Raw genomic sequence first — 14,854 nt, 5'->3', positions numbered from 1 at the left:
CGGCCGAGCGACCAGAGGCGGAACATGACGATCAATAACGATGTACTCGCGGGAATGCTGCCCGGCGGACTGTCCGAGGGGGCGTTGCGCGGTGTCGTCGTCCTCGACATCACGCGCGTCGTCGCGGGGCCCTTCTGTTCCATGCTCCTGGCGGACCTCGGTGCCACCGTCATCAAGATCGAGAATCCGAAGGACCCGGACTACGCCAGGGACTTTCCGCCCAAGCTGCGGTCCGAGTCCGGCGAGGAGTTCAGCGGATTCTTCGCCCAGTTCAACCGGAACAAGTTCGGGCTGACCCTCGACCTGGCCACCCCGGAGGGGACAGCCCTGCTCAAGAAGCTGGTCCGCCGCGCCGACGTGCTGGTGGAGAACTTCCGGCCCGGAACCATGGACAAGCTCGGCGTCGGCCACGAGGTGCTGCGCCAGGAGAACCCGAGCCTGGTGTATGCGGCGATCTCCGGCTACGGGCAGACCGGCCCGTACCGGCGACGGCCCGCCTACGACAACAGCGCCCAGGCGACCGGCGGCCTGTGGTCGATGAACGGCTTCGCCGACCGGCCCCCCGTGCGCGTGGGAACCATCATCGGCGACCTGTCCGCGACGCTGTACTCCGTGATCGGCATCCTGGCCGCTCTGCGGCACGCCGAGAAGACCGGCGAAGGACAGCTGGTCGACGTGTCGCAGCAGGACTCGGTACTGAGCCTCACCGAGAACGCCGTGGTCTCCTACACGGTCGACGGCAAGGTACCCGGGCCGCTGGGCAACGAACACCCCTTCGTCAAGCCGTACGAGCTCTATCCGTGCAAGGACGGCTACGTGTTCTTCGGCGGCTACACCGACAAGTTCTGGCGGCTTTCCTGTCAGCTCTTCGGGGAGCCCACGCTCGCCGACGACCCCGAGATCGACACGATGGCCAAACGCTTCACGCCGGAGGTCTACGAGGGGCGGGTCCGGCCGCTCCTGCACGAGTGGTTCAAGGACAAGACGAAGACGGAACTGGAGGAGATCGTCGGAGACGCGGTCCCGCTGTGTGCGATCAAGGACATCGGCGAGGTCGTCGAGGACCCGCAGATCGCGGCACGGGACATGGTGGTCGACGTGGAGTATCCCGAGTTCGGGGAGCTGCGCATGTTCGGTTCGCCCATCAAACTCGGCAGCACGCCCACTCAGCCGCGCGGGCTCGCGCCGAAGGTGGGCGAACACGCCGGCGCCGTCCTGCGGGCGCTCGCCGACCTGGACGAGGACGGCATCACCGAGCTTCGCCGCAAAGGAGTCATCTGATGACCGGCATCACCCTCGACCGCGACGGCGATGTGGCGATCATCCGGTTCGACCGCGCGGACAAGCTCAACGCGCTCACCCTGGCCATGTACGACGAACTCGGCGAAGCCTTCGCCGAGGTCCGTGACGACGACGCGTACGCCGTCGCGGTCCTCACCGGCAGCGGAGAGCGTGCGTTCTGCGTCGGTGCGGACCTCACGGAGTCGATCCCCGCCCTGGCCGAGGGCCGCTTCGACATCTCTCACTGGGACGCCGCTCACCAGAAGCACACCCGGCTGTTCAAACCCGTGATCGCCGCGGTCAACGGCCTCTGTCTCGGCGGCGGCTTCGAGATCATGCTGTCCACCGACATCCGGATCGCCACCGAATCAGCCGAGTTCGCACTGCCTGAGAGCGGTGTCGGCGTGGTGCCGGCCGGGGGCACGCTGACACGCCTGACCCGCCAGATCCCTTACGCGTGGGCCATGGAACTCATGCTCCAAGGGGACCGGATCTCCGCGACACAGGCCTTGCGCTACGGGCTCCTCAACGAAGTGGTCCCCGCCCACGACCTCATGGAGGCCGCGCTCGAACGAGCCCACCGACTCGCCGGACGCAGCGGCTCGGCCCTGGCCACCATCAAGGAAGCCGTTCTGAGGCTCGGAGACCTTCCCCAGGACCAGGCTTTCCACAGCGAAGCGCTCTACGGGCAGAAGGCGTTCACCTCTTCCGACGCCCGCGAGGGCCTGTCCGCGTTCGCCGAACGCCGGCCACCGGACTTCCCCTCCCGGCGCGGCGCGGCCCGCGTCGTCAGACCGTGATGACGAGTTTGCCCCGAGGGTGGCCCCTCTCCAGGTGGCGGACGGCCTCGGCCGTTTCCGCGAGGGGGTATGTCCGGTCGACAGGTGGGACGAGTTTGCCGTTCTCGGTGAGGTCCTTGAGGGCCAGGAGGTCCTCGCGGCGGGCCGTGGAGACGAGGTTGCGGAGGTTCTGGCCGACGAACGGGGAGAGCAGGGCGGCTCTCAGGCCGCGGGTCAGGCCGCCGAAGAACGCGGTGCCGCCCTCGCCGCCGACGATCACCAGGGTGCCGCGCGGGGCCAGGACGCGGCGCAGCACCGGCAGCGGGCGCTGCCCCGCGTTGTCGACGATGACGTCGTAGCGGCGCGGGCTGTCGTGCGGGCCGCCGGTGATGTCCCCGGCCGTGTAGTCGATGACGTGCGCGGCGCCCTGGGAGCGTACGAAGTCCGCGCCACCGGGCCCGCAGACGCCGGTGACCTCGGCGCCGTACATCGTGGCGAGCTGGACGGCGTAGCAGCCGACACCGCCGGAGGCGCCGATGACGAGGACCTGCTGGCCCGGGCGGGGGCGGGCCGTGCCGCTCAGGGCCTGGAGCGCGGTCATGGCCGACACGGGGAGGGCGGCGGCCTGTTCGAAGGTGAGGTTGACCGGTTTGTGGGCGAGCTTCGAGGCCTTGGCGCGCGCGTACTCGGCGAACGAGCCCTCGCAGTTGCCGAAGACCTCGTCGCCCGGCTTGAAGTCGGTCACCTTCGACCCGACGGACTCGACCCGCCCGGCGCCGTCCCAGCCCCGTACCGGGTTCTTGGGCTTACGGAGTCCCAGGGCGACGCGCGCCATCAGGGGTCGGCCCGTCATGAGGTGCCACACCTCGGGGCCGAGACCGGCCGCGCGGATCTCGACCAGCACCTCGTCGTCGCGCGGCACGGGACGGTCGATGTCCCGCAGTTCCAGCCGGTCCGCTGATCCGTAGGCATCCTGAACGATCGCCTTCATGGCGTGGCTCCCCTTCGCGCGCCGCGACACCGGGTATCCCGGTTGCCCCGAGCATTCCGGTGGCTCGAACGTCTGACCAGATTCCTGAGCACGATGCGGAGCGCGGGGGCGATGAGTTTCCGTACGGAGAGTGGTCTACCCGGCGAAGACCCACTGACGAGAGGAGCCGAGCATGAGCGACGGCGGTAGCACCCCGACGACCCTTGACCTGGGGCCGCAGACCCTGATCGTGGCGCGCATCGCGGGGGAGGTGCGAGAGGACCAGCTGGACGCCGCGACACCGTGTCCGGAGTACGCCGTGCGCCATCTGGTCGGGCACCTGGTCGGGCTGTCCGCCGCCTTCCGGGACGCCGGGCGCAAGGATCTCGGGGCCACGACGGACACGGACCCCTCCTCCCGGCTGCCCGAGCTGACGCCCGGATGGCGTGCCCGACTGCCCGAACTACTCGGTGAGTTGGCCGAGGCCTGGCGTGCGCCGACCGCGTGGACGGGGGCGACCCGGGCCGGTGGCGTGGAGCTCCCCGGTGAGGTCGCGGGCCTCGTCGTCGCCGACGAACTCGTCGTGCACGGCTGGGATCTGGCCCGGGCGACGGGGCAGGAGTACGCCCCCGACACGGCGGCCCTCCAGGCGGCGTACCAGATGCTCGCCCCGTCCGCCGACGACCCGGCACGCGGTGCCGTCTTCGGCCCGGTGGTGCCCGTCGCGGCGGACGCGCCGCTGCTGGACCGGGTGATCGGACTGAGCGGGCGGGACCCGAGGTGGGGAGCCGTCGCCGGCTGAGCCCTGCGGTGACCCGGTGACCCGGTGACCCGGTGACCCGGTGGCCCGGTGGCCCGGTGACCGAGCTGCCCACCCGGCCACCGGGGCACCCGGTCGCTCGGCCGGCTCGATCACCGCCCGATCACCGCCTGATCACCGCGCCGATGATCACCGCGCCGATTTGTTTTGTCGGAAGCATTGACGAAACACAGAGGTCCTTCTAGCTTCATCGCGTCGTACTTCGTACGTCATATATGAGACGCGATACGCGAGATCAGATACGCGAGCCCCCGATCCCCTGGGGGCTCCGCGACACCGAGAGGCGCGCATGACCTCTGTGCCCACGCCGATCCCCTCCCGCACGCAGTTCGTGCTGGAAGGGATCAAACACCGCATCCTCACCGGGCAGTTGACTCCCGGACAGGCCCTGGTCGAGACCGAGATCGCCGCACAGTTCGGGGTGTCCAAGACCCCGGTGCGCGAGGCACTCAAGACCCTGGCCGGCACCGGGCTCGTCGTGATGAACCAGTACAAGGGCGTCACGGTGCGCATGGTGGACGCGGACATGGCGCGCGAGGTGTACGACGTACGGCTGCTGCTTGAGCCGGAGGCGCTGCGGCGCTCCGTCCGGCGCGGCTCCTCCCTCGACACGGCGCGTGACGCCCTCGAACGCGCCGACGCCGCCACCGACACCGCCCAACGCTCCCTCGCCAACCGCGAGTTCCACCGCTCCCTGTACGTCCGCTGCGGCAACCCGCTGCTCGGCCGGATGCTCGACGAGGTCCGCGACCAGGCCGCCCTGGTCTCCGCGGTCGCCTGGGCCGCCAACCCGTCCTGGGAGCGCGAGGCCGCCGAGCACCGGGAGATCCTGCGGCTCGCCCTCGGAGGCGACTCGGACGGCGCGGCGCGCGCCCTGCACGCGCACATCGCCTCATTCGTGCAACGGGCCTTCCCCGAGGCCCAGGGAAAGGATGAGCAGGAATGACCGCGGCCACGACCACCACCACCATGACCACCACGACCATGTTCGAGGCCCAACGGGCCGCCCTCGCCGACGTGGTGGCGATCCCCGTGACCCCCTTCGCGGCGGACGGCTCCATCGACCAGGGCGTGCACCGCGCACTGCTGCGCCGGCTGCTCGACGGCGGCGTGCGCATCCTCACGCCGAACGGCAACACCGGCGAGTTCTACGCCCTCAGCCCCGAAGAGCGGCGTCTGGTCACCGAGTTGACCATCGACGAGGCGGGGGACCGGGCCACCATCCTGGTCGGCGTCGGGCACGACGTGCCGACCGCCGTCGCCTCCGCCCGCCATGCCCGTGGGCTCGGGGCACAGATGGTGATGGTCCACCAGCCCGTGCACCCGTACGTCTCCGAGGGCGGCTGGGTCGACTACCACCGGGCGATCGCGGCGTCCGTCCCCGAGCTGGGCGTCGTCCCCTACATCCGCAACCCGGTGCTCGCGGGCGCCCGGCTCGCCGAGCTGGCCGACGCCTGCCCGAACGTCATCGGCGTGAAGTACGCCGTGCCGGACGCGTCCCGCTTCGCCGCGTTCTCCCGGGACGCCGGACTCGAACGCTTCGTGTGGGTGGCCGGCCTCGCGGAGCCGTACGCGCCCTCGTACTTCTCGGCGGGCGCGACGGGCTTCACCTCCGGGCTCGTGAACGTCGCCCCTGCCGTCTCGCTGAACATGATCGAAGCGCTTCGGTCCGGCGACTACGCGGGCGCCATGAAGGTCTGGGAGCAGATCCGCCGCTTCGAGGAACTGCGCGCGGCGGGCGGCTCCGCCAACAACGTGACCGTCGTGAAGGAGGCGCTGGCCTCGCTGGGCCTGTGCCGCCGGGACGTCCGCCCGCCGAGCAGGCAGCTTCCCGAGTCCGAACGCGCCGAGGTCGCCGCCATCGCCGCGGGGTGGTCCATATGACCGACGTCGACCCGATGACCGACACGACCGACACGACCGACACGACCGACACCGACCCGATGGCCGACGGCAGCCCGTTGGCGCCGGGGGAGCAGCAAGCCCCGGACGCGCCCCGTCCGTTGCGCAGTCACCAGTGGTACGGCAGCGGCGTCTCGTCGGGCCTGCGCTCCTTCAGCCACCGCGCCCGCACCCGTCAGCTCGGCTACCTCCCCGAGGAGCACCTCGGCAAGCCGGTCATCGCGATCCTCAACACCTGGTCCGACATCAACCCCTGCCACGTCCACCTGCGGGACCGTGCCCAGGCGGTCAAGCGGGGTGTGTGGCAGGCCGGTGGCTTCCCGCTGGAGTTCCCGGTGTCGACGCTGAGCGAGACCTTCCAGAAACCGACCCCGATGCTCTACCGCAACATGCTCGCGATGGAGACCGAGGAGCTGCTGAGGTCGTACCCCGTGGACGGGGCCGTCCTCATGGGCGGCTGCGACAAGTCCACGCCCGCGCTGCTCATGGGCGCCGCGTCCGTCGACCTGCCCACCGTGTTCGTGCCGGCCGGGCCCATGCTGCCCGGTCACTGGCGGGGCGAGGTGCTCGGTTCCGGCACCGACATGTGGAAGTACTGGGACGACAAGCGCGCCGGCCTCATCGGTGACTGCGAGATGACCGAGCTGGAGAGTGGCCTCGCGCGCTCGCCGGGCCACTGCATGACCATGGGTACGGCGTCCACGCTCACCGCGGCCGCCGAGGTGCTCGGGGTCACCGTGCCCGGCGCCTCCAGCATCCCCGCCGTGGACTCCGGGCACGACCGGATGGCCGCCGCGTCGGGACTGCGGATCGTCGAACTCGTCGCCAGGGACCGGAAGTTGTCCGACATCCTCACCCAGGAGGCCTTCGAGGACGCCGTGACGACCGTCCTCGGGCTCGGCGGCTCCACCAACGCCGTGATCCATCTCATCGCCATGGCCGGACGCGCCGGAGCCCGGCTCACCCTCGACGACTTCGACCGGATCGCCCGTACGGTGCCGGTCCTGGCGAACGTACGGCCCGGCGGCCGGACATACCTCATGGAGGACTTCCACTTCGCCGGCGGACTGCCCGGGTTCCTGTCGCGGATCACCGACCTGCTGCACCTGGACCGGCCGACCGTCTCCCACGACAGCCTGCGCGAACAGCTCGCCCCCGCTCAGGTGCACAACGACGAGGTCATCCGCACCCGGGACAACCCCGTAGCCGCCGAGGGAGGCGTCGCCGTCCTGCGCGGCAACCTCTGCCCCGACGGCGCGGTCATCAAGCACATCTCCGCCGAGCCGCACCTGCTCAAGCACACCGGCCCCGCGGTCGTCTTCGACGACTACCGGACCATGCAACGCACCATCGACGACCCGGAGTTGGGCATCACCGCCGATACGGTGCTGGTGTTGCGCAACGCCGGGCCCAAGGGTGGCCCGGGCATGCCCGAGTACGGCATGCTGCCGATCCCCGACCATCTGCTGAAGCAGGGCGTACGGGACATGGTGCGGATCTCCGACGCCCGGATGAGCGGCACGAGTTACGGCGCCTGCGTGCTGCACGTGGCGCCGGAGTCGTACGTCGGCGGGCCGCTCGCCCTGGTCCGCACCGGCGACACCATCACGCTCGACGTCGAAGCGCGGGCTCTCCAACTCAACGTGGACGACGAGGAGTTGGCGCGGCGCCGGGCGCTGTGGACCGCGCCGCCCGAGCGCTACGAGCGTGGCTACGGCGCGCTCTACAACGACCAGATCACCCAGGCCGACACCGGCTGCGACTTCGAGTTCCTGGCTCGGCCCGGCAAGGTGCCGGACCCGTACGCGGGCTGACCCGAACCGCCCGTACTCCGTACCGCCGTACTTCTGTCCCGCCCGTACTTCCGTACCGCCCCGGAGCCGCGCACCTCGCGGTCCGGCTCCCGCACACCGTACGTGCAAGCGCTTGCTATCAAGATCGCTCGCCGTCAGGATCGCTCGCCCTCAGAACAGCGCGCCCGTCCCACCGGCTCCACCCGCACACCCGAGAACGGAGAAAGTCATGGCCCAAGCCGCAGCCGTGGCGAAGCAGCCCGCGCCACCACCACGGCGCCGCGGCTCGGCGACGCCCCGCAGGCTCCCGTATCTGCTGATCGCCCCGGCGGGACTGCTGATGCTGGGCTTCATCGCCTACCCGGTGCTGAGCGTCTTCTACTACAGCCTCCAGGACTACAACCCCACCAAACCGTGGCGCAACGGCTTCGCGGGCTTCGACAACTTCGTGCACGCCTTCACCGAGGACCCGCAGTTCTGGGACACGCTGGTCTTCAGCGCCAAGTGGGTCGTCGTCGAGGTGGGACTCCAGCTGCTGCTCGGCCTGGCGCTCGCACTGATCGTCAACCAGTCCTTCGTGGGCCGCTCGCTCGGCCGCGCCATGGTCTTCTCGCCCTGGGCCGTCTCCGGTGTGCTCACCTCCGCGATCTGGGTACTGCTCTACAACTCCCAGACCGGCATCACCCGTTACCTCGCCGACATGGGCATCGGGGAGTACGGCACGAGCTGGCTCTCCGACACCTCGACCGTCTTCCCGGCGACGGTGGTCGCGGACCTCTGGCGCGGAGTCCCCTTCTTCGCGATCCTCATCCTCGCCGACCTCCAGTCCGTTTCGAAGGACCTCTACGAGGCCGCCGAGGTCGACGGCGCCAGCCGCTTCCAGCAGTTCCTCAACATCACGCTGCCGCACCTCAAGGACGCGATCATCCTCTCCACGCTGCTGCGCGCGGTGTGGGAGTTCAACAACGTCGACCTGCTCTACACACTCACCGGCGGCGGACCGGCGGGGGAGACGACGACACTCCCGCTCTACATCGCCAACACCAGCGTCGACGCGCACAACTTCGGCTACGCCTCGGCCCTGACCACCGTCGCGTTCATGATCCTGCTCTTCTTCTCGATGGTCTATCTGCGGCTGAGCAAGTTCGGAGGCGGGGACAAGTGATCACCAAGGACATCGACACCGTCGCGCCGGCCGCGCCCGCACCGGTGGCCGACGAGCCGCCGCGGCGCCCGAGGAAGGGCAGGCGCGCCTGGGACGAGGCCCCGCGCTGGCAGATCTACCTGCCCCTGGGCATCTACCTGCTCTTCACCCTCGTCCCCTTCTACTGGATCCTGCTCTTCGCCCTGCGCGAGCCCGGCTCGTCCTCGCTCGTGCCGTGGCCCATCACCTTCGAGCACTTCGACAAGGTGTGGAACGAGCGAAGCTTCGGCACGTACTTCGAGAACAGCGTCTACGTCGGTCTCGCCACGCTCGTGATGACCACGATCGTCGCGCTGGCCGGCGGCTACGCCCTCGCCCGCTTCGACTTCAAGGTCAAGCGCGTCTTCATGCTGGCGCTGCTCTGCTCACAGTTCGTGCCGGGCGCGCTGCTCCTGGTGCCGCTGTTCCAGATCTTCGCCAACCTGCAGCTGATCAACTCGCTGGTCAGCGTCATCATCGCCGAGACCGTCTTCCAGCTGCCGCTGTCGATCATCCTGATCAGCGGCTTCATCCGGAACGTGCCGTACTCCCTCGAAGAGGCCGCCTGGGTCGACGGCTGCAACCGCTTCACCGGGTTCCGGGTCGTCGTACTGCCGTTGCTGCGGCCCGGACTGATCGCGGTGGGCTCCTTCGCCTTCGTGCACTCCTGGAACCACTTCCTGTTCGCCCTGATGTTCCTCAGCAACCAGGAGAAGCAGACGATCCCCGTCGGCCTCAACAGCCTGATGAGCGCCGACAGCGTCGACCTGGGCGCACTCGCCGCCGGCGGCATCATCGCGGCCGTGCCCGTCGTGATCGTCTTCGCCTTCATCCAGAAGTGGCTGATCACGGGCTTCAGCGCCGGGGCGGTGAAGGGGTGAGCGCCACCACCGGGTCCGGAACCGGGACCGAGGCAGGGGCCGAGACAGGGGCCGGGACCGCTTCCGGGTCCGCTTTCATGAAGCCCATGAAGCCCATTCATCACCTGAACTCCTCCATGGCCCCGGCCTCCCCCGAAGCCCTCCTTCCCGTCGTCCTCGCGGGCGCCCGCGGTCACGGCCGCTGGCACCTGGACAACCTCCGCCGTCTCCAGGACAAGGGCCTGGTCCGGCTCGCGGGAATCTGCGAGCTGACCCCGCTGACCGAGGACGAGCTGGGCGGCTTCCGTGCGGCGGCCGACCTGCCGGAGCAGTCCGCCGACTTCGGCGCCCTGCTGGACTCCACCGGCGCCGCGATCGCCGTGATCTGCACGCCGATTCCGACCCACACCGACCTGGCGCTCACGGCCGCCGCCAGGGGCGTACACCTGCTCCTTGAGAAGCCGCCGGCTCCGTCGTACGCCGAGTTCCGCCGCATCGCCGACGGGGTCGCGGCGGCCGGGGTGGTCTGCCAGATCGGCTTCCAGTCGATGGGCTCGCACGCCGTGCCCGCGATCCGCGAGCTGATCGCGCGGGGCACCATCGGCCGGGTGTACGGCGTCGGCGGCGCCGGGGCCTGGAGCCGCGCCGAGTCGTACTACCGCCGCGCGCCCTGGGCCGGACGGCGCCGGCTGCACGGGGCCGACGTCGTCGACGGCGTCCTGACCAACCCCCTCGCCCACGCCGTGGCCACCGCCCTCGTGCTCGACGGCGCCACCCGCGCCGAGGACGTCGCCGGCATCGAGACCGAGTTGCTGCGCGCCAACGACATCGAGTCCGACGACACCTCCTGCGTCCGCGTCACCACCGTGGACGGCGGGCGGATCACCGTCGCCGCGACCCTGTGCGCCGAACACCCCGGCGAGCCGTACGTCCTCGTGCACGGCACGACCGGCCGGATCACCTTCTGGTACAAGCAGGACCGCGTCCTCGTACAGCGCTCGGGACACGGCCCGCAGGAGTTCACGTACGGCAGGACCGACCTGCTGGAGAACCTGGTCGAGCACCTCGAAGGCCGGGCCGAGCTGCTGGTCGCGCCCGACGCGACCGGTGCCTTCATGAAGGTCGTCGAAGCGATCCGTCAGGCACCGGACCCCCTCGCGCTGCCCGACGACGCCTGGTACCTCGAAGCCGACGAGAACCGCCGGGTCGTGCGCGGAGTCGACGGGCTCGTCGCCGCCGCCGCCGACACCCTCGCCCTCTACTCCGAGCTGGGCGTCTCGTGGGCACTCCCGAAAGAGGTGAGCAGCTGATGAACGACGAGTCGCTGGTCCTGCGCGTCGCGGGCCGCCCGGTCGGCCGCTACCTCACCCGGCCCGAACTGGCGCCGAGGCTGTCACCGCGTCCGTACCTCCACCCCGTCACCACCCTGGCCGGCACGGCAGTCACCGAGCTCAGCCCCGCCGACCACCTCCATCACCTCGGCGTCGGTGTCGCCGTTCCCGACGTCGAGGGCCACAACTTCTGGGGCGGCCGCACCTACGTACGCGACCGGGGGCCGACCGAGCTGGACAACCACGGCACCCAGCGGCACGCCGCGTTCCAGCTGCGCGACCCGGACGGCTTCGTGGAGGAGTTGCGCTGGATCGCCGCGGGGGCCGAGCTGCTGCGGGAACGGCGTACCGTCGCCGCGACCGAACTCACCGACACCGCCTGGGCGTTGGACTTCACCTTCTCGCTCACCAACACCACCTCCGGGCCCCTGTCGATCGGCAGCCCGGCGACCAACGGCCGGCCCCGCGCGGCCTACGGCGGCTTCTTCTGGCGGGCCCGCAAGGAGGCCGAGCCGCCCGTCGTGTTCACGGCGGACACCGAGGGCGAGGACGCGGTGCACGGCGCGCGCGCCCGCTGGGTGGCGCTCGCGGGCGCCACCTGGACGCTGGTGTTCGCCGGAGCCACGGACCGGACGCGCCGCGACCCCTGGTTCGTCCGCACCACCGAGTATCCGGGCGTCGGCTCGTCGCTCGCCCACGAGGAGCGGCTGCCGGTCCCGGCCGGGGAGACCGTCGTACGCCGGGTCGTCACCGTGGTGGCCGACGGCAGCCTCGACCGGGGCGAGGCGGCGGCGCTCGTCCGCAAGGCGGTGAGCGCATGAACGGCCAGGGCGCCTCCGCCCCCGCACCCGCATCCGCACCCGCATCCGCATCCGCATCCGCACCCGGCTTCACCTCCGACCTCGGCGACGGCACGTACCGCAACCCGGTCCTCGACGCCGACTGGTCCGACCCCGACCTGCTGCGCGTCGGCGACGACTACTACCTGACCGCCTCCAGCTTCGGCCGGGCTCCGGGCCTGCCGCTGCTGCACTCCCGCGACCTGGTCAACTGGACCCTCGTCGGCCACGCGCTCGAACGCCTCGAACCCGCGGAAGAGTTCGCGACACCGCGGCACGACTGCGGTGTCTGGGCACCCGCGCTGCGGCATCACGACGACCGGTTCTGGATCTTCTGGGGCGACCCCGACCACGGCATCTACCAGGTCAACGCGCCCGAAATACGCGGCCCTTGGACCCGCCCGCACCTCGTCAAGGAGGGCAAGGGGCTCATCGACGCCTGCCCCCTGTGGGACGAGGAGAGCGGCGAGGCGTATCTCGTGCACGGCTGGTCCAAGTCCCGCGCCGGCATCAAGAACCGGCTCACCGGCCACCGGATGCGGCCCGACGCCACCGGCCTGCTCGACGAAGGCGAGCTGATCGTCGACGGCGACCGCATCCCCGGCTGGTTCACGCTGGAGGGGCCGAAGCTGTACCGGCACGACGGCTGGTTCTGGATCTTCGCCCCCGCGGGCAGCGTGGAGACCGGCTGGCAGGGCGCCTTCCGCTCGCGCGGGTTCTTCGGACCGTACGAGGAGAGGGTCGTCCTGGAGCAGGGCGACACCGACGTCAACGGCCCCCACCAGGGCGGCTGGGTGACCACCCCGTCCGGCGAGCACTGGTTCGCGCACTTCCAGCAGAAGGGCGCGTACGGGAGGGTGGTCCACCTCCAGCCGATGCGCTGGGGCAAGGACGGCTGGCCGGTCATCGGCGACGAGGGCACCCCCGTCGCCGTACACCGCAAGCCCGGTCTGCCGCGGCAGCCGCTCTCCGCGCCCGCCACCGACGACGACTTCCCCGGCGGGCGGTTCGGGCGGCAGTGGCAGTGGACCGCCAACCCGCAGGAGGGCTGGGCCACCCAGCACTCCGGCGACGGACTGCGGCTGACCTGCCTGCGGTCGGCGGACGCGCACGATCTGCGCAAGCTGCCGAGCGTGCTCACCCAGCGGCTGCCCGGGACCCCCTGCGTCGTCGAGGCCGAGCTGCGGCTCGACGCCCAGGAGCCGGGCGCACGGGCCGGACTCACCGTGCTGGGCGACGCGTTCAGCTGGATCGGGCTCGAACGGGGGGCCGACGGGACGGTCCACCTCGTGCACCGGTTCGGTGAGTCCGTCGCCGAGCGGGAACGGGACGCCGCACATCCGCGGACGGCACCCGAGGGACGGGTCCGGCTGCGGATCGAGGCCGGCGCGGGGGCGCGCTGCCGCTTCTCCTACGACCTGGGGGCCGGCTGGGAGCCCTCGGGGCAGGTCTTCGCGGCCACTCCCTGGCGCTGGGTCGGCGCCCTGCTCGGCCTGTTCGGGGTCGCACCCGCCGGCGCGGGACACGCCGGGGCGGCCACGTTCACGCGGTTCCGCATCACCGCACAGCCGCACGACTCGACTGCGACACAACCCTCGTTCGATCCAGGAGAAGAGAGCCGATCATGAAGCCGATCATGAAGAGCAGCATGCGCAGGAGCAGCAGCAGAGGAGCGCGCCACTCCGTCGCCGCCGTCGCCGTGGGCGCCGTACTCGCGCTGACCGCCACCGCCTGCGGTGACGACGGCAGCGGTGCGACGGGTGACAAGGGCGCGGACGGCAGCGGCAAGGGCGAGATCACCTTCTGGGACAACAACGGCGGTGTGCGCACCGACGTGTGGAAGGAGATCGTCGCCGACTTCGAGAAGGCGAACCCGGACATCGACGTCAAGTACGTCCCGATCGCCGCCACCGAGTACCAGTCCAAGGTCGACACCTCCATCCAGGCCGAAGGGCTGCCGGACGTCGGCGGTGTCGGCGCGGCGATGCTCGCGGGCTTCGCCGCGCAGAACGCGCTGGAGCCGCTGGACGAGCGCCTCGCCAAGTCCTCCCTGAACGGCAAGCTCAACGAGGACATGGTCAAGTCGCTGAAGGCGGCCGGCGGCGGTGACGGCACGCTGTACTCGGTCCCGACCTCCGCCAACAACGGCGTCCTCTACTACCGCACCGACCTGTTCAAGAAGGCGGGCCTGGACGCGCCGACCACCTGGGACACGTTCTACGAGGCCGCCGACAAGCTCACCGACAAGGACAAGAACGCCTTCGGTTACACCATCCGCGGTGGCGCCGGCTCCATCGCGCAGGCGCTGGACGCGATGTACGGGCAGTCCGGCATCACGTCCTTCTGGGACGCCGGCAACGAGAAGACCACGGTCAATGACCCGAAGAACGTGGCGGCGCTGGAGAAGTACGCGGGCCTCTTCAAGAAGGTCACCCCGGCCGCCGACCTCAACAACGACTTCACCAAGATGGTCGCCCAGTGGGACTCCGGCACGATCGGGATGCTCAACCACAACCTGGGCTCCTACCAGGACCACGTGAAGGCGTTCGGCGCCGACAGGTTCCGCGGCATTCCGCAGCCGGCCGGCACCGGCGGCAAGCGGGTCCAGGTCTCCAACCCCGTCGACGGACTGGGGATCTTCAAGAGCTCCAAGAACAAGGCCGCCGCCTGGAAGTTCATCGAGTTCGTCACCGGGAAGGCGCAGAACTCCAAGTTCAACGAGTCGGCCGGCCAGGTGCCGTCGAACAACGACGCAGGGAAGGACGCGTGGGTCTCCGAGGCCGAGCCGACCAAGCTCGCCGCCGAGGCGCTGACCGACGGTTCCACCACGATCGTCCAGCTGCCGTACTACCTGCCGGACTGGAACACCATCTCGAAGACGGACAACGAGCCGGCCTTCCAGAAGGTCCTGAACGGCTCGCTGAGCGCGAAGGACTTCCTGGACACCCTGGCCGACCAGCTCAACGAGGCGCAGGCGGAGTGGAACGAGCAGAAGGGCTAGTACGGAGCCGAGCCGTCGTACGGCTGGTACGAGCCGCCGTACGGCTGGTCCGTTGTGGCTGGTCGCGCCCCGCGGCGTAGCCGCACATGTCACAG

Annotated in this window: 13 protein-coding genes; 12 read left to right on the top strand and 1 reads right to left on the bottom strand. The window is 70.4% G+C overall.

The genetic code is table 11. The features are described 5' to 3' along the window. Positions 1-24 precede the first annotated feature (24 nt). Positions 25-1,281 carry a CaiB/BaiF CoA transferase family protein gene (locus AOK01_RS13280; protein WP_055511192.1) on the top strand — a complete coding sequence of 419 codons (1,257 nt, stop codon included), beginning with the start codon at positions 25-27 and terminating at the stop codon, positions 1,279-1,281. Beyond that, positions 1,281-2,081: an enoyl-CoA hydratase/isomerase family protein gene (locus AOK01_RS13275; protein WP_055511191.1), complete on the top strand. Its 801-nt coding sequence runs from the start codon at positions 1,281-1,283 to the stop codon at positions 2,079-2,081. Before AOK01_RS13280 ends, AOK01_RS13275 begins: the two co-directional genes overlap by 1 nt. Here the strand turns inward: AOK01_RS13275 and AOK01_RS13270 are convergent. Next, a complete protein-coding gene (locus AOK01_RS13270) occupies positions 2,071-3,051 on the bottom strand; it encodes an NAD(P)-dependent alcohol dehydrogenase (RefSeq protein ID WP_055511190.1) in 981 nt (326 codons plus the stop codon). The two genes, AOK01_RS13275 and AOK01_RS13270, sit on opposite strands and share 11 nt — an antisense overlap. A gap of 172 nt (positions 3,052-3,223) precedes the next feature. Here AOK01_RS13270 and AOK01_RS13265 point away from each other — a divergent pair, with 172 nt between their 5' ends. From AOK01_RS13265 to AOK01_RS13220, 10 genes are all read left to right on the top strand, one after another. Next, positions 3,224-3,832, top strand: coding sequence for a TIGR03086 family metal-binding protein (locus AOK01_RS13265; protein WP_055511189.1), 609 nt, complete (start codon positions 3,224-3,226; stop codon positions 3,830-3,832). Between the two features lie 307 nt (positions 3,833-4,139). Continuing rightward, on the top strand, positions 4,140-4,796 hold the full coding sequence (locus AOK01_RS13260) for a GntR family transcriptional regulator (RefSeq protein ID WP_055511188.1): 657 nt from the start codon (positions 4,140-4,142) through the stop codon (positions 4,794-4,796). After that, on the top strand, positions 4,793-5,734 hold the full coding sequence (locus AOK01_RS13255) for a dihydrodipicolinate synthase family protein (RefSeq protein WP_425424733.1): 942 nt from the start codon (positions 4,793-4,795) through the stop codon (positions 5,732-5,734). The genes AOK01_RS13260 and AOK01_RS13255 overlap by 4 nt, the downstream gene beginning before the upstream one ends. 59 nt (positions 5,735-5,793) lie before the next feature. Beyond that, positions 5,794-7,566, top strand: coding sequence for an L-arabinonate dehydratase (araD, locus tag AOK01_RS13250; protein WP_055511213.1), 1,773 nt, complete (start codon positions 5,794-5,796; stop codon positions 7,564-7,566). A 208-nt stretch (positions 7,567-7,774) separates the two neighbouring features. Beyond that, complete coding sequence (locus tag AOK01_RS13245) at positions 7,775-8,710, top strand: carbohydrate ABC transporter permease (RefSeq protein ID WP_055511187.1); 936 nt, start codon at positions 7,775-7,777, stop codon at positions 8,708-8,710. Next, on the top strand, positions 8,707-9,609 hold the full coding sequence (locus AOK01_RS13240; RefSeq protein ID WP_055511186.1) for a carbohydrate ABC transporter permease: 903 nt from the start codon (positions 8,707-8,709) through the stop codon (positions 9,607-9,609). Before AOK01_RS13245 ends, AOK01_RS13240 begins: the two co-directional genes overlap by 4 nt. An 86-nt stretch (positions 9,610-9,695) precedes the next feature. Beyond that, positions 9,696-10,898 carry a Gfo/Idh/MocA family protein gene (locus tag AOK01_RS13235; RefSeq protein ID WP_245702226.1) on the top strand — a complete coding sequence of 401 codons (1,203 nt, stop codon included), beginning with the start codon at positions 9,696-9,698 and terminating at the stop codon, positions 10,896-10,898. After that, positions 10,898-11,740, top strand: coding sequence for a DUF6807 domain-containing protein (locus AOK01_RS13230; protein WP_055511185.1), 843 nt, complete (start codon positions 10,898-10,900; stop codon positions 11,738-11,740). The genes AOK01_RS13235 and AOK01_RS13230 overlap by 1 nt, the downstream gene beginning before the upstream one ends. Beyond that, a complete protein-coding gene (locus AOK01_RS13225; RefSeq protein ID WP_055511184.1) occupies positions 11,737-13,386 on the top strand; it encodes a glycoside hydrolase family 43 protein in 1,650 nt (549 codons plus the stop codon). The genes AOK01_RS13230 and AOK01_RS13225 overlap by 4 nt, the downstream gene beginning before the upstream one ends. Before the next feature lie 8 nt (positions 13,387-13,394). Next, positions 13,395-14,759 carry an ABC transporter substrate-binding protein gene (locus AOK01_RS13220; protein WP_055511211.1) on the top strand — a complete coding sequence of 455 codons (1,365 nt, stop codon included), beginning with the start codon at positions 13,395-13,397 and terminating at the stop codon, positions 14,757-14,759. The last annotated feature ends 95 nt before the right edge of the window (positions 14,760-14,854 follow it).

The organism is Streptomyces aurantiacus (assembly GCF_001418335.1).
Lineage (GTDB): Bacteria > Actinomycetota > Actinomycetes > Streptomycetales > Streptomycetaceae > Streptomyces > Streptomyces aurantiacus.
This window is presented reverse-complemented; position numbering and strand designations above follow the sequence as displayed.